General features: G+C 40.8%; 20 protein-coding genes and 1 tRNA gene. 4 read left to right on the forward strand and 17 right to left on the reverse strand.

The features are described from left to right. Positions 1-426 precede the first annotated feature (426 nt). Genes VXK47_RS01625 through VXK47_RS01635 form a run of 3 tightly spaced genes read left to right on the forward strand, consistent with a single transcriptional unit; the run spans position 427 to position 5,643 of the window. Positions 427-2,664, forward strand: a complete 2,238-nt coding sequence (locus VXK47_RS01625; RefSeq protein ID WP_435547033.1) for a site-specific DNA-methyltransferase — start codon at positions 427-429, stop codon at positions 2,662-2,664. Next, positions 2,664-2,957 (forward strand): BRO family protein, encoded by a 294-nt coding sequence (locus VXK47_RS01630; protein WP_435547034.1) that lies wholly within the window; start codon positions 2,664-2,666, stop codon positions 2,955-2,957. Before VXK47_RS01625 ends, VXK47_RS01630 begins: the two co-directional genes overlap by 1 nt. A gap of 1 nt (position 2,958) precedes the next feature. Further along, positions 2,959-5,643 (forward strand): DEAD/DEAH box helicase family protein, encoded by a 2,685-nt coding sequence (locus VXK47_RS01635; protein ID WP_435547035.1) that lies wholly within the window; start codon positions 2,959-2,961, stop codon positions 5,641-5,643. A 454-nt stretch (positions 5,644-6,097) separates the two neighbouring features. Here VXK47_RS01635 and VXK47_RS01640 read toward each other — a convergent pair whose 3' ends face one another. From VXK47_RS01640 to VXK47_RS01710, 15 genes are all read right to left on the reverse strand, one after another. Continuing rightward, positions 6,098-6,490, reverse strand: coding sequence for a DUF4143 domain-containing protein (locus VXK47_RS01640; protein ID WP_435547036.1), 393 nt, complete (start codon positions 6,488-6,490; stop codon positions 6,098-6,100). A 61-nt stretch (positions 6,491-6,551) separates the two neighbouring features. Then, a complete protein-coding gene (locus VXK47_RS01645) occupies positions 6,552-7,364 on the reverse strand; it encodes an MBL fold metallo-hydrolase (protein ID WP_435547037.1) in 813 nt (270 codons plus the stop codon). 1 nt (position 7,365) lies between these two features. Continuing rightward, positions 7,366-7,824 carry a dUTP diphosphatase gene (gene dut, locus VXK47_RS01650; RefSeq protein WP_435547038.1) on the reverse strand — a complete coding sequence of 153 codons (459 nt, stop codon included), beginning with the start codon at positions 7,822-7,824 and terminating at the stop codon, positions 7,366-7,368. A 2-nt stretch (positions 7,825-7,826) separates the two neighbouring features. Further along, positions 7,827-9,092 carry a M16 family metallopeptidase gene (locus VXK47_RS01655; RefSeq protein ID WP_435547039.1) on the reverse strand — a complete coding sequence of 422 codons (1,266 nt, stop codon included), beginning with the start codon at positions 9,090-9,092 and terminating at the stop codon, positions 7,827-7,829. Beyond that, the gene (gene pnp / locus VXK47_RS01660; protein WP_435547040.1) at positions 9,079-11,172 is read right to left on the reverse strand and encodes a polyribonucleotide nucleotidyltransferase; all 2,094 of its coding nucleotides are present in this window, start codon (positions 11,170-11,172) and stop codon (positions 9,079-9,081) included. The genes VXK47_RS01655 and pnp overlap by 14 nt, the downstream gene beginning before the upstream one ends. A gap of 369 nt (positions 11,173-11,541) precedes the next feature. Continuing rightward, a complete protein-coding gene (gene rpsO, locus VXK47_RS01665) occupies positions 11,542-11,811 on the reverse strand; it encodes a 30S ribosomal protein S15 (protein WP_435547041.1) in 270 nt (89 codons plus the stop codon). A 212-nt stretch (positions 11,812-12,023) separates the two neighbouring features. Beyond that, a complete protein-coding gene (gene truB, locus VXK47_RS01670; RefSeq protein WP_435547071.1) occupies positions 12,024-12,926 on the reverse strand; it encodes a tRNA pseudouridine synthase B in 903 nt (300 codons plus the stop codon). A 93-nt stretch (positions 12,927-13,019) separates the two neighbouring features. Further along, a complete protein-coding gene (locus VXK47_RS01675; RefSeq protein ID WP_435547042.1) occupies positions 13,020-13,994 on the reverse strand; it encodes a DHH family phosphoesterase in 975 nt (324 codons plus the stop codon). A 56-nt stretch (positions 13,995-14,050) separates the two neighbouring features. After that, positions 14,051-14,410 carry a ribosome-binding factor A gene (gene rbfA / locus VXK47_RS01680; protein WP_435547043.1) on the reverse strand — a complete coding sequence of 120 codons (360 nt, stop codon included), beginning with the start codon at positions 14,408-14,410 and terminating at the stop codon, positions 14,051-14,053. Beyond that, a complete protein-coding gene (locus tag VXK47_RS01685; RefSeq protein ID WP_435547044.1) occupies positions 14,407-14,694 on the reverse strand; it encodes a DUF503 domain-containing protein in 288 nt (95 codons plus the stop codon). The genes rbfA and VXK47_RS01685 overlap by 4 nt, the downstream gene beginning before the upstream one ends. Before the next feature lie 259 nt (positions 14,695-14,953). Next, positions 14,954-17,632, reverse strand: coding sequence for a translation initiation factor IF-2 (gene infB, locus VXK47_RS01690; RefSeq protein WP_435547045.1), 2,679 nt, complete (start codon positions 17,630-17,632; stop codon positions 14,954-14,956). A 220-nt stretch (positions 17,633-17,852) separates the two neighbouring features. After that, the gene (gene nusA / locus VXK47_RS01695; RefSeq protein ID WP_435547046.1) at positions 17,853-19,151 is read right to left on the reverse strand and encodes a transcription termination/antitermination protein NusA; all 1,299 of its coding nucleotides are present in this window, start codon (positions 19,149-19,151) and stop codon (positions 17,853-17,855) included. Continuing rightward, complete coding sequence (gene rimP, locus VXK47_RS01700) at positions 19,145-19,660, reverse strand: ribosome maturation factor RimP (RefSeq protein ID WP_435547047.1); 516 nt, start codon at positions 19,658-19,660, stop codon at positions 19,145-19,147. The genes nusA and rimP overlap by 7 nt, the downstream gene beginning before the upstream one ends. Positions 19,661-19,968: 308 nt before the next feature. Further along, positions 19,969-20,044, reverse strand: a tRNA-Gly gene (locus VXK47_RS01705). 260 nt (positions 20,045-20,304) lie between these two features. Continuing rightward, positions 20,305-20,583: a hypothetical protein gene (locus VXK47_RS01710; protein ID WP_435547048.1), complete on the reverse strand. Its 279-nt coding sequence runs from the start codon at positions 20,581-20,583 to the stop codon at positions 20,305-20,307. A 40-nt stretch (positions 20,584-20,623) separates the two neighbouring features. Here VXK47_RS01710 and VXK47_RS01715 point away from each other — a divergent pair, with 40 nt between their 5' ends. Beyond that, positions 20,624-21,286 carry a metallophosphoesterase gene (locus tag VXK47_RS01715; RefSeq protein ID WP_435547049.1) on the forward strand — a complete coding sequence of 221 codons (663 nt, stop codon included), beginning with the start codon at positions 20,624-20,626 and terminating at the stop codon, positions 21,284-21,286. A 24-nt stretch (positions 21,287-21,310) separates the two neighbouring features. Here the strand turns inward: VXK47_RS01715 and VXK47_RS01720 are convergent, their stop codons facing one another. Together VXK47_RS01720 and VXK47_RS01725 are read right to left on the reverse strand one after the other, a co-directional pair. Next, complete coding sequence (locus tag VXK47_RS01720) at positions 21,311-23,911, reverse strand: PEP/pyruvate-binding domain-containing protein (protein WP_435547050.1); 2,601 nt, start codon at positions 23,909-23,911, stop codon at positions 21,311-21,313. Beyond that, positions 23,899-26,487: a PEP/pyruvate-binding domain-containing protein gene (locus tag VXK47_RS01725; protein WP_435547051.1), complete on the reverse strand. Its 2,589-nt coding sequence runs from the start codon at positions 26,485-26,487 to the stop codon at positions 23,899-23,901. Before VXK47_RS01725 ends, VXK47_RS01720 begins: the two co-directional genes overlap by 13 nt. Between the last annotated feature and the right edge of the window lie 3 nt (positions 26,488-26,490).

Genomic DNA, 26,490 nt, shown 5'->3' on the forward strand with positions numbered 1-26,490 from the left:
TAAATGAATCCAGCGCTGCAACAGCAGCAGTTTTTGTGATTTTTGCATCGGCAGCTATTGCATCAACTAATTCTGCTTTCGTCATGTAAAATTCTCCTTTTTTTGTGGTGGGTATGGGGGATGGCTATGCCAAAAAAACCGGTAAAACCGTTAGAAACACACTTCTGTATATGACTTCCATAAAATAAAAACAGAATAAGGTACTGCCTAATATTATATAAATATAATACGTTAATACGTCATCCATTCTGTTACAACTTATGATTTCTCTTGTTCCTTGCACCTTTTCCTAAGTGAGCTATCTCCCACTTTCCATAGAACTTATTTGATTTCATATAAAAAACACTGTAAAGAACAAGTTATTCAAAGAATATGCTTTTTCAATACGGGCATTAAATACTATACCCCAGGAAGTAAAGGATAATTATGCCACGACTGACTGAACAGGAACAACAGGAGATCATCCGTTTTATCGAGGCGGACAAGTCCTTGCCGGAAAAGTACCGCTTTTTGCTGTTTGAAGACAAGCGGGAGGTGGAACTGGTTTGGAACGGCAAGACAAGCGAGGTCTGCAATATCGTCTTGCCGTTTCAGGTTATTGAGCAGGTGGATGAGCCGCGCGCAGACAAACCGGAAGATACCAGTCTGCAATATGAATTATTTGACACCCGCGGCCGTCAGATGAAAGGCTGGACGAATAAACTTATCTGGGGCGACAACAAGCTTATTCTATCATCACTGAAGAACGGGCCGCTTCGCGAGGAAATTGAAAAGCAGGGCGGCCTAAAGCTTATCTACATTGATCCACCTTTTGATGTTGGCGCAGATTTTAGCATGGACATCGAAATTCCTTCTTCTTTCTCCCCTGAGAAGGGGGGACAAAGGGGGGTTGAAACCTTCACCAAAAAACCCAATATCCTCGAAGAAATTGCCTACCGCGATACATGGGGCAAAGGGGCTGATTCCTTCATCGCCATGATCTATGAACGGCTGGTGCTGATGCGGGATTTGCTGGCGGAAGATGGGAGTATTTATGTACATTGTGATTGGAGAGTGAATAGCTATATCCGCTTAGTGTTGGACGATATATTTGGCACAAGCTGCTACAGGAACGAAATTCGATGGAAACGACAACCAGTCCGTGGTGCGAAAGCAACCAGTAACCAATATGCCCGAAACTCTGACGGCATATTGTTTTACTCCAAGTCAGACAAATGGACTTGGAATGGTGCTTACAAAGATTATGACCCGAAATTTATTGAAACTAAATTTCGATCTGATACAGATGGTCGTCTTTTTAGAGATTGTGATCTCGGAGATTATTCAGAGAAATCAATAAGTGATTTTGAAAAACAAGGGAAAATTTACATCACAAGTTCAGGCAAAAAACGGCTTAAACGTTTTTTGGATGAGGAAAAGGGCGAGTCACTTGGCGATATGCTTGTGCATATTCCTGAAGTTAATTCGATGGCAGTCGAGCGAACGGGCTATGCAACTCAAAAACCCGAATCTTTGGTTGAGATTATCATCAAAGCCTCGTCCAACGAAGGCGACCTCGTTGCCGATTTCTTCTGCGGTTCCGGCACTACCGCGGCAGTTGCAGAAAAACTTGGCCGCAAGTGGATCGCAACCGATCTGGGCAAGTTTGCCATCCACACCACCCGCAAGCGATTGATCGGTGTCCAGCGGCAGCTCAAGGCCGAGGGTAAGAACTACCGTGCCTTTGAAATCCTAAACCTGGGCAAATATGAGCGCCAGCATTATATCGGCATCAATCCCAATCTGCGTGAGGCGGAACAGCATAAGCAACTGGAAGAAAAAGAAGCCGCCTTTATTGAACTTATTTTAAAGGCTTACCGGGCGGAAAAGACCTCAGGTTTTACTGCATTTCACGGCAAGAAAGCCGGGCGGCTGGTGGCCGTTGGGCCGGTCAACCTGCCGGTGACACGCCTGTTTGTGGAAGAGATAATCCTGGAATGCCGCAAAAAGCATATCACGAGGGTGGATATTCTGGGCTTTGAATTCGAGATGGGATTGTTCCCAAATATTTTGGATGAGGCAAGAAACAAGGGAATCGATATCGCTCCCAAGTATATTCCGTCCGAGGTTTTCGACAAACGGGCAGTAGAAAAGAATCAGGTAGTCTTCCACGATGTTGCAGCCATTGAGGTAAAACCGCATATCAAGAAGAACAACGTGGCGGTGGAGTTGACTGACTTTTCTGTTTTCTATTCCCAGGATTCTATATCCAATGCTGAAGCTGCACTGTCGGCAAACAAGAAAGCAGGCAGTAAGATAGTAGTGGAAAAGGGCCAAATCGTTAAAATCAGCAAGGATGCAAAAGGTGAATTCAAGCGGGATGTGCTGACCAAAGACTGGACTGACTGGATTGATTACTGGGCGGTGGATTTTAACTTCGAGAGCAAACGCGAAATTATCCGGGTGAAGAATGAGGAAACAGAAGAATGGGAAGAACGATGGTCTGGAGATTATATTTTCGAAAATGAGTGGCAGTCTTTCCGCACCAAAAAAGACCGCTCGCTGGAACTAAAAAGCGTTTTTCACGAATGCTCGCCGGGACGGCGGAAAATCGCGGTAAAAGTGGTGGACATTTTCGGGAATGATACTATGACTATTGTGGATGTAAGCGTGGGGAGGAAATAATGGCAAAGGAAATTGTGAAGACAACTGGTGGTCATGCTTCGCCTTTCGAGCGGATCAGGAAGGTCAATAAAGTGGGCAATGAGTATTGGGAAAGCCGCGACCTGGCCGATGTGTTGGGTTATACCCAATACCGCAATTTCGAGGCTGTGATAGAAAAAGCCAAGCTGTCTTGTTTTAACAGTGGACATCGTATTGAAGACCATTTTGCTGACGTCAGCAAAATGGTCGAGACCAAACAGCGCAAGCAACTCGGCAAGGCTGAAGCACCCGCAAAAAAAAAGGCGAATAACTAATATGGCACTGCATAAAGACTTTCCGAAATCCCCCCACACAATTCTCGAACCTGGTATCCGATGGTTTCCCGCTGATGAGGTGTTGCGGGAAAGTAGTATGGAAAAGTTGATGCCGCCACTTGTGGCAGAACTGCGCCGTAAGGTGAAAAAGTTCCGGGATGGAAGATACGCTGGTGCGGCTGACACCAGCCGGAGCCTGCTCAATTGGTGGTTCAACACGCCACACCTGTTACCGGAGTCCGATGGAACCATGGTGGAGTTTGGATACTACTTTGCCCAACGCGAGGCATTGGAAACTATAGTATATCTTTATGATGTGGTGGGTGTTAAGGACAAACATGACCTGATGCGCTTTGATGCGAGCGGACTTGTTTCCGGAAGCATGTTTGATGAAACCTGGCGGCGGTTTGTAGTGAAGATGGCGACTGGCAGCGGCAAGACCAAGGTACTAAGCCTTGCGCTGGCCTGGAGTTTTTATCACAAGCTCTACGAGCCTGAATCCGAACTTGCACGAAACTTTCTGGTTATCACTCCAAACATCATTGTGTTGGATCGTATTTACCGGGATTTCCAGGGGCTACGTATCTTCTTTGATGATCCGGTAGTGCCGGATAACGGCTATGACGGGCACAACTGGCGCGATGATTTTCAACTGACGTTGCATTTGCAGGATGAGGTTCGCATTACCCGGTCTACCGGCAATATCTTTCTGACCAATATCCACCGTGTATATTCGGGAGAGGATATCCCGCCATCACCGGATGATGAAGATATGCGGGACTATTTTTTAGGCAAGCGTCCAACAGGTGCAACTAATGATTCTAAAGTAGATCTTGGCATGATTGTTCGTGATATAGACGAACTGATGGTGTTGAATGACGAAGCCCACCATATTCACGATCCGCGCATGGCCTGGTTCAAATCCATTGAAGATATCCACAACCGCCTTAAGCAAAAAGGGGCGGCTCTTTCCATGCAGGTGGACACAACAGCTACTCCCAAACACAACAACGGGGCAATTTTCGTACAGACCATTGCTGATTACCCGCTCGTGGAAGCAATTTGGCAGAACGTCGTCAAGCATCCGGTCCTGCCCGACGAACCCAGCCGTGCCAAACTGAGCGAACGTCAAAGCGCAAGATTCACCGAGAAATACGCCGACTATATCCATCTGGGTGTAATCGAATGGCGCAAGGCGTACGATGAACACGAGAAGATGGGTAAGAAGGCAATCCTGTTTATAATGACTGACGATACCCGCAACTGTGACGATGTTGCCGAATATCTCCGGACCACTTATCCGGAATTTGCCGATAAAGAAGCTGTGCTGGTTATTCACACAAAAAACAACGGCGAGATTTCGGAAGCAGCCACGGGTAAGGGTAAGGAGGAACTGGAGAAACTGCGCAAACAGGCTAATGAGATAGATGAGATGGAGAGCCCGCATAAGGCTATCATTTCGGTTATGATGCTTAAAGAAGGATGGGATGTCCGCAATGTTACGACCATCGTCGGGTTACGCGCCTACAGCGCAAAGAGCAACATTCTTCCCGAACAGACGCTTGGGCGCGGTTTACGCAAGATGTATCCCGGCGATGTGGAAGAGCACGTCAGCGTGATCGGCACCAATGCCTTTATGGAATTTGTGGAATCCATCCAGGCTGAAGGCGTGATACTGGAACGCAAGGCTATGGGGGAAGGAACGGGACCAAAGACTCCGCTTGTAATCGAAGTTGACAAGGAAAACGGGAAGAAAGATATAGCTGCTCTGGATATAGAAATCCCCGTGCTGTCGCCCCGCATTTACAGGGAATACAAAAGCCTGGGCGATCTGGACATTGCCGCAATGGGGCATCAACGGGTGCTGTATCGGCAGTTCAGCGAGGAAGAACAGCGGGAGATTGTATTTAAGGATATCACCAACGGAGAGATTACGCATACCACGATTTTAGATACCGCCGGCATTGCCGACTACCGCAGTGTGATCGGCTATTTTGCACAAAGCATAATAAAGGATCTGCACCTGGTAAGCGGCTATGACAAGCTATATGGCAAAATCAAGGCATTTGTGCAAGAGGAGTTGTTTGAAAGTCCGGTGGATCTGGAAGACCTCAACACATTACGCAACCTGTCAGAACTGGCTGCGAGCAAGACACTGATTGAAACCTTTAAAAAGGCCATCAATGCACTGACAGTGCGGGACAAAGGCGATGCCGAAATACGGGATACCATCAAGTTGCGCCAGACCCGGCCTTTTGTGGCAAAAGATCAAGGTTATCTTGTCCCTAAAAAAAGCGTCTTCAACCGTATCATTGGTGACAGCCGGCTGGAGCTTAAATTCGCCGACTTTTTGGAAAATTGCGATGACGTGGTTTCTTTTGCAAAAAACTACATGGCTGTCCATTTCAAACTCGATTATGTAAAAGCAGACGGTGATATTTCCAACTATTACCCGGATTTTATTGTTAAACTATCGGATAGCCGAGTTGTCATTGTCGAAACAAAGGGGCAGGAAGATATTGATGTGCCGCTTAAGATGGAACGACTGCGGCAATGGTGCGAAGATATCAATCGGGTGCAGACAGAAGTGAAATACGACTTTGTTTACGTGGACGAAGTGAGCTTTGAAAAATTCAAGCCCACTTTATTCCGGAACTTGATAGAAGGGTTCAGGGAATATAAATGAACTCATATTACGACAATGCTGAATAGTTTGACAACATCCGCAGGCTGCACGAGTTTCTAAAATCACAATATGGATCAGATGCAACTCTTTGATTTAGATAAAATTATCTTTAGGGGTGATGATGATAGTATTACACTGGCAACTAAATACAACCATTCCAGCTACGCATTTGTAGTAAATACGGGTTTTGTGCGGACTTAATAGACATGTTGAATTGCCGGAGTAATAAGTTACTGGACCTCATTGGAACAGGCGATATTTTAGCGGAATAAAGGTCATAATTGGAACCTGCGCGTCGTTAAGACAGCGCAGGGATGAAAACGGCCATCATGAAAGATGCCACAACAACGATTTCTTAATAGCCAGCCCCAATAATTTACTTTTTTTTAAGATGAGTTACCAAACAAAAACATTCTGCGGACAAGCCCTTTAAGCATGCATTGCTTTCTTTCCTTTAGTAATAAACATTTTTCAAAGAATCCGGCAGTATTTGTTTGTAGATAACCATGCCCATTTCCCAGTGCGGGAGAGTATCTTTCAGTGCTTCCATATTTTCAGCGTCTCTCAGTGTAACTTTTTCAGATGCTTTCACTTCTATGGGATATAATTTCCCATTGATCCCGAAAATGAAATCGATTTCTCTTTCCAAACCACCTTGCTTTCTAAGATAAAAAAGCTCACCGCCTAAAACAGAAGCTATAGCAGACAAATTATGAAATACCCATGTTTCAAACAGCCTGCCTTTGAGATTGGCATCAATCAGCGTACTTTTACCGGTCTGTCTTGCCCCGGTTAGGACAGTAACAGGGGAAAATTCAATTTCATGTGGCAGCTTGTAGGAAATCATTCATATTGCGATTGAATATACATCACATCATGAATAAATTTCAATAATAATTATATTTGCATCAAGAGGAATGAATAATAGCGCCGCATTTGTCCTGGCGGGCGACATCGATTCTGGCTTTGCAGCATGATAGGGCGCAGCCCACAGCGTTTAGCGCTTTTTCAGGCGTATTGTTTGTTTCGCTGAGATGGGACAGAATTACATGTTCAAGATTGTCATGAACAATTTCCTGTAAAAGTACTTTTGAATCTTGATTGGACAAATGGCCTGAGCGGCTTTTTATCCGCTGTTTCAACGGCCAGGGGTAGGGGCCGTTAGCGAGCATGTAAGGGTCGTGATTTGCCTCCAGAATTAATATGGAGCACATTTTCAGATGCTCTTTTACCATTGTGGTCACAATTCCGAGATCTGTTGCAATTCCTATTTTTGTTTTGTTTTTCGTTACCGTAAAACCTGCCGTGTCTCTTGCATCATGGGATAAGGAAAAAGGATGAAAATTGATACCATTTATATTAAAGCCTGTTCCGCATTCAAAAATTTTAAATTCATCAATTCTGCCAAGAAAGGAAGATGCAGCTTTTTGGGTTTTACTGCTTATATAGACAGGAATGGCAAAACGGCGGGAAAGTACTCCGACACCGCTTATGTGATCGGAATGTTCATGGCTTACAATAATTGCATCAAGGTTATTCGGAACAAGGTTGTTTGCTTTCATTCTCCGTTCGATTTCAACCCCGGATAATCCGGCATCAATAAGAACTGAAGTTTGACCATCTGAAATATAAATTGAATTGCCTTTACTGCCGCTTGCAAGCATGCAAAGTTTAATATCGGATGGTTTGCCGGATTTTTCAGAAGATGTGTTTTTATTCACATTATACCCCGGTATGGCCAAAGCCCCCCTTGCCGCGCTTTGTATCATCAAGGCTGCCGGCAATCTCTATTCTGGCCTGATAAACCCGTTTTACAAGCATCTGGGCAATCCTGTCACCCCGCACGAAAGTATAATCTTTTTTGCCGTGGTTAATTATTGCTATCATAATCTCGCCACGGTAGTCTGAATCTATGGTGCCGGGAGAATTTATTATGCCTATTCCATGTTTAACGGCAAGTCCGCTTCTCGGGCGTATTTCGATTTCAAATCCTTCAGGTATCGAAACGGCAAAGCCGGTCGGTATCAAAGCAATATCTCCCGGTTTAATAACAAGACTTTCTTCAAGGCAGGCGCATACATCCATACCGGCACTATAGGGTGTCATGTAGCGCGGCAGAGGAATGTCGGAATTTTTATCCGGGTTTAACCGTAAAAAACGGATGGCAGGAGTATTTTCCATTATTAAGAGTTTAAAACATCCATAAACTTACTTTTATCCGGAACCGGCCCAAGAACGGTTAGTGAAAGATTGCCGGAACCAAAAAGTAAACAGGCCAAATCATATACTTCATCTTTTGTCACCGATTCAATTTTGCCGGTTATTTCATGAAGCGGAATATGCCGTTTGAAATTTATTTCATTTTGTGCCTGCCTGAACATTTGATTATCAGTACTTTCGGAAGCAAGAAGCAAACAGCCTTTCGTATACTCAACAGCATCTTTAAGCTCCTGATCATCTATAGCATGTTTTATTATTTTTTTTATTTCTTTTATAATCAAATCCGCTGCATCAAAGGCATTCTCAGGATCAACCGCTGCAAAGGCGCCAAACATGCCTGTATCCGAATAAGAAGAGATAAAAGAATATACAGAATAGGCAAGCCCTCTCTTTTCACGTATTTCCTGAAAAAGCCTTGAACTCATATTCCCGCCGAGTATTGTATTTATAAGCGAAAAGGCATACCTTCGTTCATCTGAAATCGGCAAGCCCTTAAACAAAGCGCATATATGAACCTGTTCGAGATCTTTCTCAAAGATATTAACACCACCTTGCACATCCGGAGTTATCCGCTCAGGGGAAAAAGTATTGTTTTTATAAGATTCAATAATCGGGCCTACAAGATCCAAGATATTATTATGTTCAATATTGCCGGCAACGGAAATCACAATACGGGAAGGCTGGTAAAGGAGCTCGAAAAACTCCTTTACTTTTTCGGGTTTAAAATTAGTGACATTTGAGCGTGTTCCAAGCACGGAAAATCCGAGAGGGTTGTTTTTGAAAAAACATTGGCCGGAAAGAAGATGTATATAATCTTCAGGACTGTCTTCAACCATTCCGATTTCCTGAATAATGACAGGACGCTCTTTCTCAATTTCTTTTGTATCAAAAAGGGAATTTAAAAAAATATCAAAAAGAAGGTCAGTAGCAGTTTTAACATGGGATGTTATTACTTTTGTATGATAACAGGTTGTCTCCATGGAGGTAAAGGCATTTGAATTTCCACCCATGGCATCAAATTCCTTGGCTATCTGAAATGCCGATCTTTTGCTTGTGCCCTTAAACAGCATATGTTCGACAAAGTGTGAAATGCCGTTTTCTTCCTGCGACTCATCGCGGGTTCCTGCCTTTACCCATATACCCATTGATACGGAGCATGCATGGGGCATATTTTTAGTAATTATTCCGATTCTGTTTGGAAGTATAGTTTTATTCTCAGGCTGGGACATTTTCATCTTCCAGAACGGCCTTATGACTGAGCCGGATCTTGCCGTCTTTGGATATCTCAAGAACCTTTACTTTTATTATATCTCCTTCTTTTACTACATCCGAAACCTTGGTTACTCTTCTGGTTGAAAGCTGCGATATATGAACAAGGCCGTCAGTGCCGGGCATTATCTGTACAAAAGCACCAAAATCCATAATCTTCACAACGGTTCCGTCATATACAGCACCGACCTCAGGTTCCATAGTGATGTTGTTTATCAGATTAAGAGCGGCGGCTCCATCTTCTTTAGATGTAGCTGCAATTTTTACAAGGCCGTAATCGTCAATTTCAACGCGGGTATTTGTTTCGCTCTGTATATATCTGATTGTTTTTCCGCCAGGGCCAATAATTTCCCTGATCTTGTCGGGATGAACCTTTATGGTGATTATGGCCGGAGCGTGTGGTGATATTTTTTCACGGGGCTGGCTAATAGCTTCCAGCATCTTTTCAAGGATAAAAATTCTTCCTGTACGCGCCTGTTCCAGGGCGTTTTCCAGTATGGTTCTGGGCAGCTCGTGAATCTTTATATCCATCTGAAGAGCAGTTATTCCATCCCGGGTTCCTGTGACCTTAAAATCCATATCTCCGGAATGATCCTCGTCTCCAAGTATATCGGAAAGAATTACAACTTGATCTCCTTCTTTTACAAGACCCATTGCGATACCTGAAACCGGTGACTTGATTGGAACTCCGCCATCCATAAGAGCCATAGCCCCGGAACAGACTGTTCCCATAGATGACGAACCGTTCGATTCAAGAACTTCGGAAACAAGGCGTATCGTATAATCAAATTCCTCTTTAGGCGGAAGAATTCTTTCTATGGCACGGGTTGAAAGGCCGCCATGGCCGATATCTCTTCTGCTCGGTCCTCCAAGGCGTTTTGTCTCGCCAACAGAATATGGCGGAAAATTGTAGTGAAGCATAAACGGCCTTAATTCTTCACCGCTTAGTGTTTCAACTCTTTGTTCGTCAGGCCCCGAGCCAAGTGTAAGTACTGCCAGCACCTGTGTTTCGCCCCGTGTAAAAAGAGCGCTGCCGTGTGGTCTTGGAAGCAAACCTACTTCGCATGTAATAGGTCTTATTTCATCAAATTTTCTTCCGTCTATGCGGCGCCCCTCTTTAATTATAAGGTCTCTGCTTATTTTTTTCTGAAGATCGTAAAATATCTCATAAAACTCAGGCTTACGGTCGGTATAATCAGGGCCCAGCTGCTCAAATAATTCGCTCTTTAGAGCTCGCAATGCAGAATGCCTTTCGATTTTTCCGGGTATAATAAGATTTTCGCGCAAACGGGTGGCAGCAATAGCTTCAATTTTTTCCACAAAAGCCTGGTCTTTTTCCTTCTCAGTGTAGTTTCTTTTTGGAACTCCGTTGGTTTCTCTCAGATTATGCTGAATATCTATGATCGGCTGCATAGCTTCATGTCCATAAAATATGGCTTCAAGCATGTCTTTTTCACTGACCATATTACTTCCGCCTTCAACCATAACTACACCGGTTTTTGAGCCTGCAATGATTATATTTATATCACTGCCCTCGCATTCTTGTATGGTAGGATTTACAATTAATTGACCTTCCTTTCTGATAACCCTTACACTGGCAACCGGTCCGGCAAAAGGTATATCGGAAATTTCAAGAGCTGCTGATGCACCTATCATAGCCAGTATATCAGGATCATTTTCATGATCCATAGAAAGAACCGTTGCAATTACCTGGATTTCACAACTGTAACCTTTGGGAAACAATGGTCTGATAGGCCTGTCTATAAGGCGTGAAGTCAATGTTTCCTTTTCTGAGGGTCTTCCTATTTCACGCCTGAAATAATTTCCGGGTATACGCCCTGCGGCATATATCTTTTCCTGATATTCAACAGAAAGCGGTAAAAAATCGCCGGGCCGTTCTTCATATGAAGAAACTGCGGTAACAAGCACAACAGTATCACCGTATTGCACTGTTACTGAACCGGATGCCTGCTTAGCCAGTTTGCCTGCCTGTATGGTAAGAGTTTTTCCCCCTAAATCGACTCTATACGTGTTTATCATAAAAATCTCCTAAATAATAATTAGCATTTGTCATAGTTAACGTTCCGATTGCTCAAATGAATTTTGTGTGTATTGCAGAGTTAATAACCACATATAAAGAACATATCTCAGATTATACTGCAATCCGTTCATGGGGCATACATTTAAATTGCTGTAATAATAAGCTAATATTGCCTATATCTCTTTTGCACCAAAATGGAATGAAGACCCGGCAGACGTATGGTCATATAAACCCCTATTTACTTTTTATACCCATAATCTCTTTCCGGATACTTAAGAGAACTGAACGATGCTAAGCTCCAGATAATTAACGGCAGGCATATTTTTTCTCAGCTTGTAATAATCTGCTTTTTGATCTGATCAAAAAGATTATCTTCTCAAACCAAGAGACTCAATAATTGTTCTATACCGTTGTACATCTTTATTCTTGACATAATTCAAAAGTCTTCGCCTTTTTCCTACAAGCATAAGCAAGCCTCTTCTTGAATGATGATCCTTGTCATGAACCTTTAAATGCTCAGTCAGATAAGTTATCCTATGGGTTAATAGTCCCACCTGAACCTCCGGAGAGCCTGTATCGCTTTCATGTAACTTATATTTTTCGATCAATTCTTTTTTATCTTCCGTTTTTAAAACCAATTTCTCTCTGCCTCCTGTTTTCCATCTTAATAACTATTTAATTACAGACTTTTAACCATTATTTTACAAACCGTATTGTCGATTCTGATTGACACAAACAACACTTTTGAACTTTATATACAATTATAGGTGCAAACAAACAACATAATTTATTCACCAAAAAGCTTGTTATTTTTTATCTGTCATCTGCTGTTTATTGCTCAGGGAAAAAATCAGTTGTTTATAACGCAACAATAGCTAAACTTATTTTCGACCTTATTCAGAACTGCCAAAAGCTCTTTATTTCTATTTATAATTTTAATGAAACCTTCAGATGTGTTTGTTTTCACAAAACGAATATCACTTTCAGTTATTAATTTTCCGTGGGATATCTTTGCAATCAATGTTTCATCAGCTATATAACCGGGCATATGGGCCAGTGCATCGGACATGCTTATCAAATGTTTTGAAATATTACCGGCTGATATAATATTTTCAAGGTCATTAATAGTTAAGGACTGTTTAATATTTAACCCGCAACTTTCAGTTCTGCTTAACTGGCTAAGATGTCCCCCGCATCCCAAAATCTCTCCGATATCTGCACATAATGATCTTATGTATGTACCTGATGAACAGTATACCTCGAAAGTAATTTCCGGAAGATTTATATTAAGGATGTTTATGTAATGTATTTTAATTTCCCTGGCCGGTTTTGTAACTGCCTTGCCTTCTCTTGCATACTTATAAAGAGGGATTCCCTTATGTTTTAAGGCTGAGTAAACCGGAGGAACCTGGCTGATTCTTCCTTCAAATTTTTTAAAGGCCGAAATTATATCTTCATCCGAAAAATTCAATTCGCTGCTTGCCGAAATGACTTTTCCTGTAAAATCCTGTGTGTCTGTTTGAATCCCTAAGCAAAGTTTGGCAATATATTTTTTATTTCCGGCAAGAAAAAATCTTGATATTTTTGTTGCTTCATTTATGCAGCATAGCAAAACTCCAGTAGCAAAGGGATCGAGTGTGCCGGTATGCCCAACCTTTTTTGCTCCGGTTAGTTTTTTTACAATAGAAACCACCCTTGCCGAACTCATATCAGCAGGTTTATCAATAATTAATAATCCGTTCTTAATTTTTATACGCCCTTAAAAAACTTAATAAATTAAAAGTGTTAATGTTTTTCTATCATTAAAATCCATTGAACCGTTCGTGGTAAAAACAACACCTATAGATTATAAGCTTTCAGAAAACCCCATAACAATTGTTCTTAATTCATCCAAACTGGTTTCAATATTAAATCCGGCAGCGCTGTGATGTCCGCCCCCACCAAAGGATAAGGCTATATCAGTCACATCAACTGTTCCATCTGAACGTAAACTGACATGAAAATTCTTTAAACAGTTTATTTTATCAGGGTTGTTTTTTTCTTCCTGAATGAGAACTGCTACTTTTACACCTTTAATGCGTTTAGCATAGCTTATAAGGCCATCAACATCATCGGATTGAGTTCCGGTTTCATTAATCATATCCCTTGTTATTATCATCAACGAAAGTTTAGCATTCTTGGATATTATAATGGATTCAAGAGCAAGATTCAAAAGGCGAATACGCCCCATGGAATATTTGCCATATACATTCTGAGCGATTTCATAGGGATCTGCTCCGCACTCTATCATTTCTTTACAAATTGCAAATGCTGATTTATTTGTATTTGAAGCTCTAAAGGACCCGGTATCAGTGAGGATGGCTGTATAAATTGAAGTAGCTATTTCTTTGCCTATAGGTACGCCCATTTTTTTTATTATGCTGTAAACAATTTCAGCTGTAGAACAGGCCGATATGTCAAGAAGCAGGCAGGTTCCGTAACCAGTATTTGTCATATGGTGATCTATGTTAATAATAACCGGGATCTGTGACACTGCCCTGGCAAATTTTCCTATCCTGTCTAAATTCCCACAATCCAGAATAACAGCTGTATCGAAAGCACTTAAGTCGTCAATTTCATGTTGTATGAGTTCAATGCCCGGAAGAAAGCGGTAAACTTCAGGAATTGGACTTTCATTAAATAAGAATGTTTTCTTATTAATAAAATCAAGAGCAAGTCCAACAGAAAGCAAAGACCCTATTGCATCCCCATCCTGATTTATGTGTGAGGCAATAAGCACATTAGCACTATTTTTCAGATATTCTATTATCCGGTCCATCATCCTTTTATCTATATGGTTTTACATAATTTGTGTGCAGCAATATTGCACATCTTTTTTTAGTCCTCTGTGTTTTCTGTTTTTATTGATTTCAGCACTTTTTCTATCTGTTCACCATAATCATATGATTCATCATAAAAGAAAATTAGTTCAGGCATATATCGTAAGGTAAGCTCGCTTGACAAGGAACGTTTAAGAAACCCGGCAGCACTTTTAAATCCTTTTGCTGCTTCATCGGCATTTGTTTTGCCGCCGGTTGTGGTAAAATATATGCGCGCAATCTTAAGATCTTTTGACATCTTAACAGCTGTAATTGTTGTCATTTCAAGACGGGGATCTTTTATCCCTTTTAGCAGTGCTCCTGACAGCACTTTTTGAATCTGTCCCCCGACCCTTTCGGCTCTTGAAAAAAGCGTCATATATTGATTAACTCCATTTCAGTATTAATAATTTCGGCAAGACCCAGTTCATCAGCAAAGCTAAAAGCTTTATCAATTTTTGAATTGACGACGGTTTTGTCATTTCCTACAAATGCAAAGCCAATTATTGCTTCATCATAAATATCATTTGAATCCACTTCTGCGACAGAAGCGTTGAAATTATTACGCAATCTGCTGATAACCGATTTTACAATTTTTCTTTTGCTTTTAAGAGAGCGGCAATCATGAAGCCTGAAAGTTATTAGTCCTAGTCCTATAACCATAGATTATATAAAATATTTTTATATAGTTAGATTTTACCTTTTTATTAAAAAAGATGAAACCGAAAAAAACTCCAGACCGTCATACCGGCAAAAGCCGGTATCCAGAACTTATTGAGATTGCTGGATGCCCCCGGCTTAAAGCTTGCCGGGGCAGGCTTATCGGGTCCGGCATGACAAAACAGGTATTTTACGACTTTTTACAAGTCCATCAAAAAAATATAACTCTGTAATCAATATTTAAGGGGGAAAATAAAAATTGTTATTCGAGTTCCGGCTTTATTTCTTCAATATAATAAAATTCAATTATATCATCGACTTTAATATCGTTATAATTCTCTATACCGATTCCGCATTCAAACCCTGCTTGAACCTCTTTAACATCATCCTTAAATCGTCTTAAAGACGAATTCTTCCCTTCAAAGCAAACTATGCCATCTCTGATCAGGCGTATTTTCTGCCCGCGTTCAATTTTCCCATCTAAGACATAACTTCCTGCAACAGCTCCAAATTTTGGAACATGGAAGACTTCCCTGACCTGGGCTCTGCCTAGAAATTTTTCTTCGAAAGTCGAAGCCATCAAGCCGACTATTGCATTCTTTATATCTTTGATTACATTATATATTATATTGTAGTAACGAATATCTACATTTTCTTCGTTTGCCATTGCCTGAACCTTGGAACTGGGACGGACATTAAACCCAATGATAATGGCGTTGGAAACAGCAGCAAGAGAAACATCCGATTCTGTAATGGTTCCGGTTCCTGAATGGATTATATCGATTTTAACTTCTTTGTTTGACAGTTTGTTCAGTGAATCTCTTATTGCTTCTATAGATCCGTTAACATCTGCTTTAATTATTAAGACAAGGTTCTTGATCTTGCCTTCCTGAATCCTGTCAAATAAGTTTTCCAGGTTAAGCCTGCTTGTTTTAGCCAGCTCTTTTGAACGTTGCTTTTGAACCCGGTAAGTACTGACCTGTTTGGCATCCTTTTCATCAGCAAGAGCTATAAGTTCATCGCCGGCCATAGGTACTCCTGAAAAACCTATAACCTCGACCGGGATTGACGGACCTGCCTCATCAATTTTCATACCCCTGTCATCTAAAAGGGCCCGCACCTTTCCATAATGTATTCCGCAAACAACAGATTCGCCTAAGTGAAGCGTTCCTTCATATATCAATACAGTTGCAACAGGCCCTCTTCCGGAATCAAGCTTGGCTTCAACCACGTGTCCAACAGCAAGTTTGTTTGGATTTGCCTTTAATTCAAGCACCTCTGCCTGAAGCAGAATCATTTCAAGCAAATCGTCTATTCCTGTATTCTGTTTTGCCGATACTTTGAGAAACGGGGTGGTTCCGCCCCATTCTTCAGGAACAAGACCCTGATCAGCCAATTCCCGCTTAACGCGATCGGGATCTGCTTCGGGTTTATCCATTTTATTTATAGCAACAATTATAGGGACACCGGCTACCTTTGCATGATTAATGGCTTCTACGGTTTGTGGCTTTACACCATCATCAGCTGCTACGACAAGCACAACAATATCAGTTACCTTAGCTCCTCTTGCACGCATAGCTGTAAAAGCTTCATGGCCCGGTGTATCCAAAAAAACTATCTGGCCGTTTTCGGTTTTTACGTGATAAGCCCCTATATGCTGTGTGATTCCACCTGCTTCAATTTCTGTTATTTTAGTCTTGCGGATTACATCCAAAAGAGAGGTTTTCCCATGGTCAACATGACCCATTATGGTAACCACCGGTGGCCTGCTTACAAGTGCACTTAGATCAACCTTTTCCGTCTTTAAGAAATTACCTTCCTCAAAAGATGCGCGCTCGACTTCATAACTAAATTCCGTTGCAACCAGAGATGCCGTATCAAAGTCTATTGTTTGATTGACAGTTGCAAGAACACCAAGACCCATAAGGGTTTTTATCATTTCACTTGACTTTATTCCCATTCTTTTCGCAAGATCTGATAATACAATCGCGTCATCAATTTTTATCCTGCGTTTTATAGCTTTCGGAACAGTTAGCTGTGTCTTATGGCCTTGTATTGCCTTTGCTTTAGCACCTTTCTTTTCTTTGCGAACCCTGGGCTCAGGCGTAAAAAGATCTTCTACTTCGATTATTTCTTTTTTCTTGAACGGAGCTTTCTTTTTAAACAACAATTTATCTTTAAAATCGGGATCCTCTTCGCGCTTATCCCGGACCTTGCCTTTCTTTTTCTCAGAAACTGTCTCTTCTTTTTTTGCAATTATTTCTATAGGATCGGCTTTTTTCGGGATTTCAGGAACTATTTCTACCGTTTTTTTGAGATGAGTAACCGGCTTTTTTGCGTGTTCTGATGGCTGAACCTGTGCGGGAGTATCTATTGTTTTGGTAATTATTTGTTCTACAGGTTTAACTTCTTGTGAAGGCTGGCTCTCTTCCAATACTTCAGGTTTTTTCTCAACATCCGGCAATTTAAGGACTTTTGCCGGTTGTTCTTTTTTTGTTTTTTTAAATACCTTGACGGGTGCAGCAGTCTGTTGAACCGGTTTCTTCTCGATTTTTGCCTGAGGCATAACTTCCTGCTTTTCTTCTATATCAGGCTTCTTAACTTCGTCAGCAGCTTTTATAATTTCGGGTTCAGGCAATTGTTCTTCAGGCTCAACTTCTTCAATAGCCTCCTCTTCCTGTGTTTCAGGTTTTGTTTCAGGTTCCTCCTGAACAACAATTCTCCGCCTTCTGATTATAGTCGGTCTAACGCGAATTTCAGCTACCCCTTCCGACTTTGTACTTGTACTATTGAAGCCAGCTTTTATTTTTGCAACTGTTTCTTCATCCAAAGAACTAACGTGGCTCTTGACGTAGATATTCATATTTCTTATCTTGTCAAGAAGAGCCTGGTTCGTCATATTAAGATCTCTGGCAAGTTCATATACTCTGATCTTTGCCATGCAGCCCCCCAAGTATTGTTGTTAACAGGTCTTTCACAGAATGATTTATTATCTCGTATTTCATGTCTTAATAATTTATATCTGCGTAAAAAGTCAAAATAATAACTTTTTATGAATCCATCAAAATTGCCACTTTAATATTATAATAGATTATTATATATACAGCAACTATCTGTTTTTTGGGATCATAAACTATATCTACGGAACTTATATCGCAACATTATGAAACATTATTTTCGATGTCAGGGTTTTCTTCTTCCGCACTCACTTTGTCTTCATCTTTAGAAATTGCCTCTGTCGCAGAATTTATCAGTTTCTCGGCTTTTTCTTTGGCAATACCCTTTATTTGCATTAAATCGCTCGCCGAAGCATTGCTGATTTCATCCACAGATGTAAAACCTTTTTCAATCAGTGAATTGACGAGGTTTATGCCTACTCCGGGCAAAGATACAAGCGAATCATAGCCGTTTTTCAGAACCTCATTATAATGCGATTCACTTTGAACATCCAGGTTCCAGCCGGTCAATTTTGAAGCAAGTCGCACATTCTGACCGCGTTTGCCTATGGCAATGGAAAGAGATTCATCAGGAACAATAACTTCCATCGCATGATTATCTTCATCGATAATCACCCTTATTATTTCAGCAGGAGCCAAAGCGTTGCATACATATTTTGCTGAATCAACATGCCAGGGGATTATATCAATCTTTTCACCTCTTAATTCCTGAACAACGTTTTGAACCCGGCTACCCTTCATTCCCACACAGGCACCTACCGGATGAATATCGGAATCATTTGAGGATACAGCTATTTTAGCACGAACCCCCGGTTCTCGAACGGCTCCCATTATTTTGACAATTCCTTCACTGATTTCAGGAACTTCCGTTTTAAAAAGATTTGCCAGAAAATTTGAATGCGTTCTGGAAAGAACAATCTGAGGTCCCCGGGAATCCTGCAATACTTCAAGGAGAAGCGCTCTTATACGATCACCACGTTTATATGTCTCTTTTGAAATCTGTTCATTGATCGGCAGAATACCTTCCGTCTGCCCAAGATTCACTATAATATCTCCCGAATGTTCTATGCGCTGGACAATGCCGTTTATTATTTCGCCCTTACGCTCAATAAAACTTGAATATACAGCATTTCTTTCAGCATCTTTCATTTTCTGTATAATCACCTGTTTTGCAGATTGGGCAGCAATTCTGCCAAATGCCGTAGTATCCATTTTGGTACCGAGACTGTCACCAATTTCACATTCAGGATCCAGTGTTTGCCCTTCTTCAAGGCTTATCTGTGTCATACTATCCGTAACAGTTTCAACTACTTTCTTAAACTGAAAAGCCTCAATATCGCCGCTTTCTTCATTATATTGAATTTCTATATCTATTTTATTTCCATATTTTTTTCTTGCAGCAGATTTCAGCGCTTCTTCAATTGCTTTGATTAGGACATTCTTATCAATTCCCCTGTCCCGGCTGACCTGATCAACAACACGTTTTATTTCTGATATTAGCATCCGTTTTCTCCGTTATAGTTGAAAAGCCGCGCCTTTGCGATTTCCTTGTAAGAGATAGCGACCATTTTGTCATTTATTTTAAGTTTAACAAATCCATCATTAAAGCCAAGCAGAACCCCTTTAAAATTTTTTTGCCCTTCGACTGGCACTATAGTTCTGACTGTTGCCGTATTTCCTTTAAACCTTTTAAAATCCTCCGGTTTTCCTAAAGGACGATTAGCGCCTGGTGATGAAACTTCAAGGCTGTAGGGCCAATCGGTATCCAGATTAATATCCAGAATGTCACTTAATTGATGACTTACCCAGGCGCAGTCCTTCAGTGTGACTCCACCCTGTTTATCAACATAAAGACGAATTACTCTACCTCCTGTTTCCCTCTGATATTCAATATGAACCAGTTCAATACCTTTCGATTCACATATTGTATCAGCAAATTCTTTAATTTTAGCAATTAATTCTTCCCGGGTTAGAGGTTTAGTATACCCTGTTTCGGATTTTTGCTTTTTCATATATAATAAAATTTTATAAAAATATATGCATCTGCTCGCCGATTCAGTTAATAATATCCAAACCATCACCCCAAATCGTGGTTTGCAAACACTCGTTCTGCTGTTGTGCTATAATCAAGTTCAACAGCCTTACTAAAATAAAAAACGGGCTTCAGCCCGTCTCCTTATGAAAATGCTACTTAATATAAAAAATGGATCGATAAAAACTACATAGCTCTAAAATTAAACATACTCAAAAAGTATCTCCAAACTGCATATTCATCGACCCTGCCAAAAAGCCTTTTTATATGGAAAAGGCGAATTCACTATGGAGCGGGCAACGAGATTCGAACTCGCGACTCCAAGCTTGGGAAGCTTGCACTCTACCAGCTGAGTTATGCCCGCCCGCGAAATGCAATTTTTTATGACAGTTTTTAACTAATGTCAATAGTTTTTGAAGTTGAACCATTAACCGGATATCTTTTACGGTATCATTATCAGTCAAAAAAACAATAAACGCGTATTTCCATATGAATAATATATCATAGTTACCGAGGTCATTATATTTATGCCAATAGATATTAGCGATCTTGTTTTATTAACCACATTTTATGCTTTTTTATAGTAGATAAATTAAAGGGTTGCCCCACAATAACACGGTTTCTTCAAACTTCTTTTGCTTTGCACAGAGCCTTACCGGCAACCCCCGGAATAAGGACGATTATCTCGAATGTATTCCGGTATTCTTTGGCGTGATTTATCAAATTACGGAAAAATGTCTTGAAGAACATAATCACAAATGTTAAAATTATTACCAATAATGCTGCTGATAATATTAACTCGATTTCTTGAGCATAACCGGTTGCAAATTCCATAAGCGGCAATTGTTTTTGTGAGACAGTGACCTCAGAATATCTTGTCTGAAGAAAAATATTGAACACCATTTTATTGCCACAAGGTATTTCCCGTCGGGAAAATTTATACATGAAAAAAAATACAGGTAAAATTTTTGCGATTGGCGATATTCATGGCTGTTATGATAAGCTTATAAGTTTGATGGACAGATTGCCATTTGACCTTCATTCCGACACGCTGATCTTTCTTGGGGACTATATTAACCGAGGTTCTCAATCAAAAGAAGTTATAGAATATCTTCTTAAACTAAAGCAAAGTTCTGAAAATATTATTTTTTTAAAAGGTAACCATGAGCATGCGCTTTTGGAGTATGCCCAAACCAAAGATCAGGAATATCTTAGGTTGCTACGTTCAATGGATGTAGAGCCGACTCTTAAAAGTTATTCCGATGCAAAGTTTCAATCACTTTCCGATCTTGGCTTTTTGCCACCGGCACATCTCGATTTCTTGAACGGACTACTTACATACTATAAAACAGATGATTATCTTTTCATCCATGCGGGAGTGATACCAGGTGAAGATCCGGATGGATGTTCTTTAGACAGGCTGCTTTCAGTTCGGGATACTTTTTTAAGGTACGAACATAAGCTGGGCTACACAGTAGTATTCGGCCATACACCTTTTGAAATGCCTTTAGTTGCTCCGGGCATGATAGGAATCGATACAGGAGCGGTTTATGGAAACATGCTAACAGCGGTTTTGCTTCCCGATCTTCGCTTTTTTCATGCCTGATACCAAATCGTATCTATATTCTTGCTACAATTGAACAGGAAGTCCTTCAAGACTATAATTTCCGTCAAGAAACGCCTGTGCTATAATAATTGGTGTTTCATCATTATACATCATTGCATCCATGAGACGGCAAAAGCCTAAAAGCCGCCCAAGCATTACAAGCCTTTCTTCCGTTGCACTCTGAGACATTTCCGCAATAGTTCCTGTAACCAGATCCCCCTTGCAGTCCGTAAAAAAATCATATGCTTTAAGAATTTCAGCTATGAGCATTGTCCGCCGCTCTCTTTGCACCATTGCAGTTCCGCCGCCTTTAAAACGGAAACGTATATAATTATCCCTGGAATTTCTGCCGCATACGGTGTCAACCAGAGTAAAATGAAAATCTATACGGGCGTTAAGGTTCAGATAATCTTTGGCGATAATAGCATAACTGCTGTTTCCGACAGGCCTTGGACCGCTTGCATCTGTTATGCTTCTTCCGAAAAGTCCTTGCAGACTCATCGCCGGTGGGGACACATTCCAGCGAAGTCCAGGTGTTGTGGCTCCATTCCACAGGGCAAGAAGAGGCGTGGAAAGAATGTCAGATGTGCTGATTTTCATAGTATGAAGATCCGGTACAAGTCCTCCGCCCATATCGATTATCAGAAAATGAAAATTTATGTTTTCTTCGAGCCGGTGAATATAAAAACCAGCCTCCTCAGTAATTTCGTCTCCTGCTTCAAACATTGTAAGAACCGCCATTTCATGGATATAGCGTATGAGATCATGCACAGACCGGCATTCCATTATTGAAAAAGCAGAACCATAAGCATCCGTCAGGTTAAGATGAACAATTAAATTATACAGCCGCTCTGATTCGGGAAAATCGGCATATTTGTTATCCTGCAGCTTTTTTACAGATGGTGCGAAAGCCTTTTTTGTCTGAAGAGTTTTCAAAGCCTCCTCATGTGCCGGAAATATTATGCCCTGATCGGCGTCTATAATAACCCATTGATCATTATTAAGAATGTGAGTTGCATTTTCAGTACGGGTAAGCATTGGAACTCCGAATTCCCTGGCAACATTTGAAAGATGATCTGCAGGGTTTCCTTTGTCAACCACAATACCGCTGATATTCTGCATAAACCTTGCAACTTCTACAAGGCTTTGGTGAAGTACTGCTATTATGGGGTCAGTTTCAAAATTGTTAATGTCTGAAGATGAATGTATTATTTTTACTTTTCCTATACTTCTTCCTGAAGAAGATAAAGCGCCTCCCTGTATAAGAAGCTTGCCGCGTATTGATTCCTGAACTGCTGATTTTTTTCCTGCAAACTGAAATGGACGGGATTGCAGTATATAAAGCACACCTTCTTCAGTTATAGCCCATTCAATATCCTGAGGTTTACCGCTCAGGCTTTCTATCATAAGCCCCAATCCCGTGAGGCTGTGAATTTCATTTTCAGAAAGTAAAGGCAGATTTCTTTGCTCAGGCAAAACATCTTCTCTATGTATGCCGCCTTCCGGGGAGCAAACCTCCTTAAATGACTTTTCGGCAATTTCGGAAGGTATTTGTGTTTCTTTTCCCGAACGTAAAGGATGATACATATCTGCCGGGACTTCACCTCCGACTGCAAGGCTACCCAAGCCTGCTACCGCACTTAAAAGCATTCGATCGCTTTTTGGCGAAGCAGGATCGACAGTAAAAAGAACTCCTGCGGTTCTTGCTTTAACAATAATCTGGCAAAGTACTGCCATATTAAAATCTGTCACCGGAAGGCCTGCATGCAATCTGTAAATAATGCTTCCGGTATTAAAATTGCTCGCCAGGACTTCTTTAAAGGCATCCACCAGACCATCAAAAGAGACTACATTGAGAACAGTTTTGAATTGACCTGCAAAAGAATGCGATATCTGATCTTCCGCACTTGCGCTGCTTCTAACAGATATCGGCGAATTATCAGGTCCCGCCAGATGATTGTATGCAGTTTTTAATGCATTCCCCAATTCATCTGTAAGCTTTCCGGATACAATCATTTTTTTGATATTGCCTGTAATATCATCAAGATTGTTCAGAAAGCTCTCATCGGTTTCAAGCTTGCGGAGACTTTGTCTTATGGGGGTTTCAATGTCATTTTCACGGAGAAAGTGTTTGCATGCATCTATGGTAATGATGAAGCCGTTTGGCACAGGCATGTTAATTTTTATCAAGTCCGACAAAGAACCTGCCTTGCTTCCGACCATCTTTTTTGTATCCGGTGTTATTTCATCGAAAAAAAGGCAATGAGGTCCATCGAGGGATTCCTGCGATACGTCAGGAAGAGTTTTGTTTATGGTATCTTTTAATATTTCGTGTAATTTATAGAGTTTTAAATACCTATTATAACTAAGACGATTCAGACCATCAACAAGCTCGTAGCAAATACTTAAAAGTTCTTCCGACTGATCAATTATGTCTCTTAAAGACGGACTTTTCATCTTTAATTTCAAATCTATTCCATTTAAAATTTTAAGTGCCCGCTCGTTATTTATAAGAATAATACGAAATGTATGGTACCGGGCTTTAAGATTCTGGATGATTTCGTCTGCTTTTTTCAGCTTTTTGTTCTTACGTTTTTCCCGATATTTTTTTATTATTTCGAACATGACTGATCCTGTTCTTTAATCCTGTTTGTAAGAATAATATTTTTTGACCTTTTAGTAAAAAGGCCCAAAAATTCTTCCACATTTTTTTCGGATTCCATTTTGATATCAAGCTGGCGGGTAAAAGCAGTTAATTCACCAAGAATATTCAAGACAGACTCCATGAATTTCCGGTCTATGATTTTAAGTTTTCCTATCACAAGATCTGTCTTTACGGTTACTTTAAAGTCCATATTTTCTAAAAGAGCAGCTATAAATTTTACTCTTCGTATCCGTCTGTCCATGTAAGCAAATCCGCCTACAAAACGATAATATATGAAATTTTTGTTTGGATTTTCCGAAAGGTAAGCATTCATGACATTGAAATGGTAACCTAAACGAAGTGTAAGATTAATATAATTTTCTGCTATTATTGCAAGATTTTGTCCTGAATATTCAGCCGGAGTGTTTAAAGCTGTATATGTTTTGTCCATCCCGGAAAGTATTTCACGCAGACCTACCGAGCCTGCTTGCTGATCAAACAATTCATCCGTATTGATACCCTGCAGAAAGGCTTTAAAAGGCAGTGATGATATGTCATTGACATGGAGTTCTTTTTCTGCTGAATTCAGCACTCCGTTTCCAATATCAAAAACGCGGATGTCAATTGGGACATCCAGCTTAAGACGCCTGGCTTCAATTCCTTTAAGTTCTTTGTGTCTTGTCCGGATATTAAGCAATTCTTCAACAGCCATCTCATGAGAAAAATGTATGATATCGTGAAATGTACGGCAATTGGCAGAATTGAAATCCGCAGAATCAGGATCAGTCAAATTGAGCGGAATGATCCATCGCAGTAATTGCCGAAGTATAACATACTCGGGATCTGTAGGGTAAAGCTCCATACCGGATGATCGATATCTAACAAGAGGTTCAATAACTCCATGGTAAACTTTGCAGTCTCCTGCATCCAAAGTGACTATCATTCCTTCTTTTAAAAGTTCCAGCGCATTGCAGGCTCCGACAATTGTCGGCACATGCACTTCTCTGGCTAACGAAGCCAAATGACCTATGGATGACCCTGTTTGAGTAATCAGGCCGGCAGCACGCCTTAGAAGCGGGCTAAGATTCGGACTTGCTTTGTCTGATACAGCTATTGCGCCTATCGGAAATGAGTCATAATGGTAGTTGCCTGTTACATGAACCAGCTTTCCCGTGGTTACTCCCATTTGTGCGGTTTCTCCACCATCAAGCAATACTGTAGCTTTTTCAAGCTGTTTGTTCAATTCATCAATTAATAATTCATCTGAAATATTATCATATAAAACAGAAGAAAGAGGCCTTACTTCCGTAATTACTACACGCCCTGTCTCTTCCTGCGACCAGAAAACTTTATGGGGTTTTCCGAATGTGCGCTCGATAGCCATTGCTGAATCGACTACGGATATGAGAGTATCTTTACGGATCAAAGAAGATCCGCGACGATGGCCGTTATCCATAATTGAAAGGCTGTGTTTTCCATCGGCAAGCCTTTCTGTTAATTCTTTGGGTAGTATTACCGACTCAACAGTATCAAACGGATAAAACCTTTGAACACTAAAATATTCCACTTTTTCCTGTGTTTCTTTGCTATCATATAAATTATTGTCTAAGCTAACAGCAACCCCGGCAACCTGCAAAGGCAAACGCTTTGGATCTAATGTTAAAACAGTTCCGCAAATTTTGGACTGTATCTTTTCATAAACAGCGACAGCAATTGAAATTTCTTTTTCGGGATTTTCCTGCAAATAATTTTCTGCCTCTTTTGCTATACATCCGGCTATGCTCTGTTTAAATGCATCCAGAATATTAGAAGGTAACACATCGTATATGTTTGTAAACTGATCGTGAGTTTCGTGTTCAACATTTTCGGCTCTAAGCATCAGCAAGGTATTTTTTCCTGTCCGATCCGATAGTTTTATAACTTCATCAAGTATAGCCTTCTCAAGTTCTTCAGGGATATCGGAATTATTTATCAGATCCGTCAAAAGATCATTTCTATCCTTTGATTTATCCGTTGTCAGCGATTCTGAGATTTGTTTAATTTTATGATAAAGATCATTTTTTTGCATGAATGTACGGATGCCTGTTGTTGTGATTGCAAAGCCATCCGGTGCAAAGAGGCCTAAATGCTGGCCGAATTCAGCCAGGCTGGCGCTCATAAAACCGGCAAGGTGCCACATTTCTATGCGGATTGAAGAATAGGGCAGGATAAGCCTGCCTGCATAAGGGCCTAATCCTCCGACTAAAATATCTTCAAGATATGTCTTTATAATCTGAAATTGGTCAAAAAGTTCCGGAAATCTGTTCTCCGTGAGTGTGTTGAGACTGTATATAACCTGGTATACCAGATGACTTGCTTCGCTGACGGAGCTTTCCAGAAACGCTTTGTCAAATATATATTCTCCTCCTAAAGCACGTTCCATAACCGCCATTTTTTCAAGCAGTTTAGTGTTCATGTCGAGAATGATCTGAAATTTTGAGAATAAAGACTTTATCAACTCAGGATGCTGATTTGAACGGCGAAACTTGGGCAGGAATCGAAGTAATAAATTTTTCATTTA

Source organism: Desulfobacterium sp. N47, from assembly GCF_051233685.1.
Lineage (GTDB): Bacteria > Desulfobacterota > Desulfobacteria > Desulfobacterales > RPRI01 > RPRI01.

Excerpts from the sequence above, each read along its gene's own strand:
- VXK47_RS01625 (WP_435547033.1), top strand. The coding sequence starts at position 427 with ATGCCACGACTGACTGAACAGGAACAACAGGAGATCATCCGTTTTATC.
- VXK47_RS01630 (WP_435547034.1), top strand. The coding sequence starts at position 2,664 with ATGGCAAAGGAAATTGTGAAGACAACTGGTGGTCATGCTTCGCCTTTC.
- VXK47_RS01635 (WP_435547035.1), top strand. The coding sequence starts at position 2,959 with ATGGCACTGCATAAAGACTTTCCGAAATCCCCCCACACAATTCTCGAA.
- VXK47_RS01640 (WP_435547036.1), bottom strand. The coding sequence starts at position 6,490 with ATGATTTCCTACAAGCTGCCACATGAAATTGAATTTTCCCCTGTTACT.
- dut (WP_435547038.1), bottom strand. The coding sequence starts at position 7,824 with ATGGAAAATACTCCTGCCATCCGTTTTTTACGGTTAAACCCGGATAAA.
- VXK47_RS01655 (WP_435547039.1), bottom strand. The coding sequence starts at position 9,092 with ATGTCCCAGCCTGAGAATAAAACTATACTTCCAAACAGAATCGGAATA.
- pnp (WP_435547040.1), bottom strand. The coding sequence starts at position 11,172 with ATGATAAACACGTATAGAGTCGATTTAGGGGGAAAAACTCTTACCATA.
- VXK47_RS01675 (WP_435547042.1), bottom strand. The coding sequence starts at position 13,994 with ATGATGGACCGGATAATAGAATATCTGAAAAATAGTGCTAATGTGCTT.
- rbfA (WP_435547043.1), bottom strand. The coding sequence starts at position 14,410 with ATGACGCTTTTTTCAAGAGCCGAAAGGGTCGGGGGACAGATTCAAAAA.
- VXK47_RS01685 (WP_435547044.1), bottom strand. The coding sequence starts at position 14,694 with ATGGTTATAGGACTAGGACTAATAACTTTCAGGCTTCATGATTGCCGC.
- infB (WP_435547045.1), bottom strand. The coding sequence starts at position 17,632 with ATGGCAAAGATCAGAGTATATGAACTTGCCAGAGATCTTAATATGACG.
- nusA (WP_435547046.1), bottom strand. The coding sequence starts at position 19,151 with ATGCTAATATCAGAAATAAAACGTGTTGTTGATCAGGTCAGCCGGGAC.
- rimP (WP_435547047.1), bottom strand. The coding sequence starts at position 19,660 with ATGAAAAAGCAAAAATCCGAAACAGGGTATACTAAACCTCTAACCCGG.
- VXK47_RS01710 (WP_435547048.1), bottom strand. The coding sequence starts at position 20,583 with ATGGTGTTCAATATTTTTCTTCAGACAAGATATTCTGAGGTCACTGTC.
- VXK47_RS01715 (WP_435547049.1), top strand. The coding sequence starts at position 20,624 with ATGAAAAAAAATACAGGTAAAATTTTTGCGATTGGCGATATTCATGGC.
- VXK47_RS01720 (WP_435547050.1), bottom strand. The coding sequence starts at position 23,911 with ATGTTCGAAATAATAAAAAAATATCGGGAAAAACGTAAGAACAAAAAG.
- VXK47_RS01725 (WP_435547051.1), bottom strand. The coding sequence starts at position 26,487 with ATGAAAAATTTATTACTTCGATTCCTGCCCAAGTTTCGCCGTTCAAAT.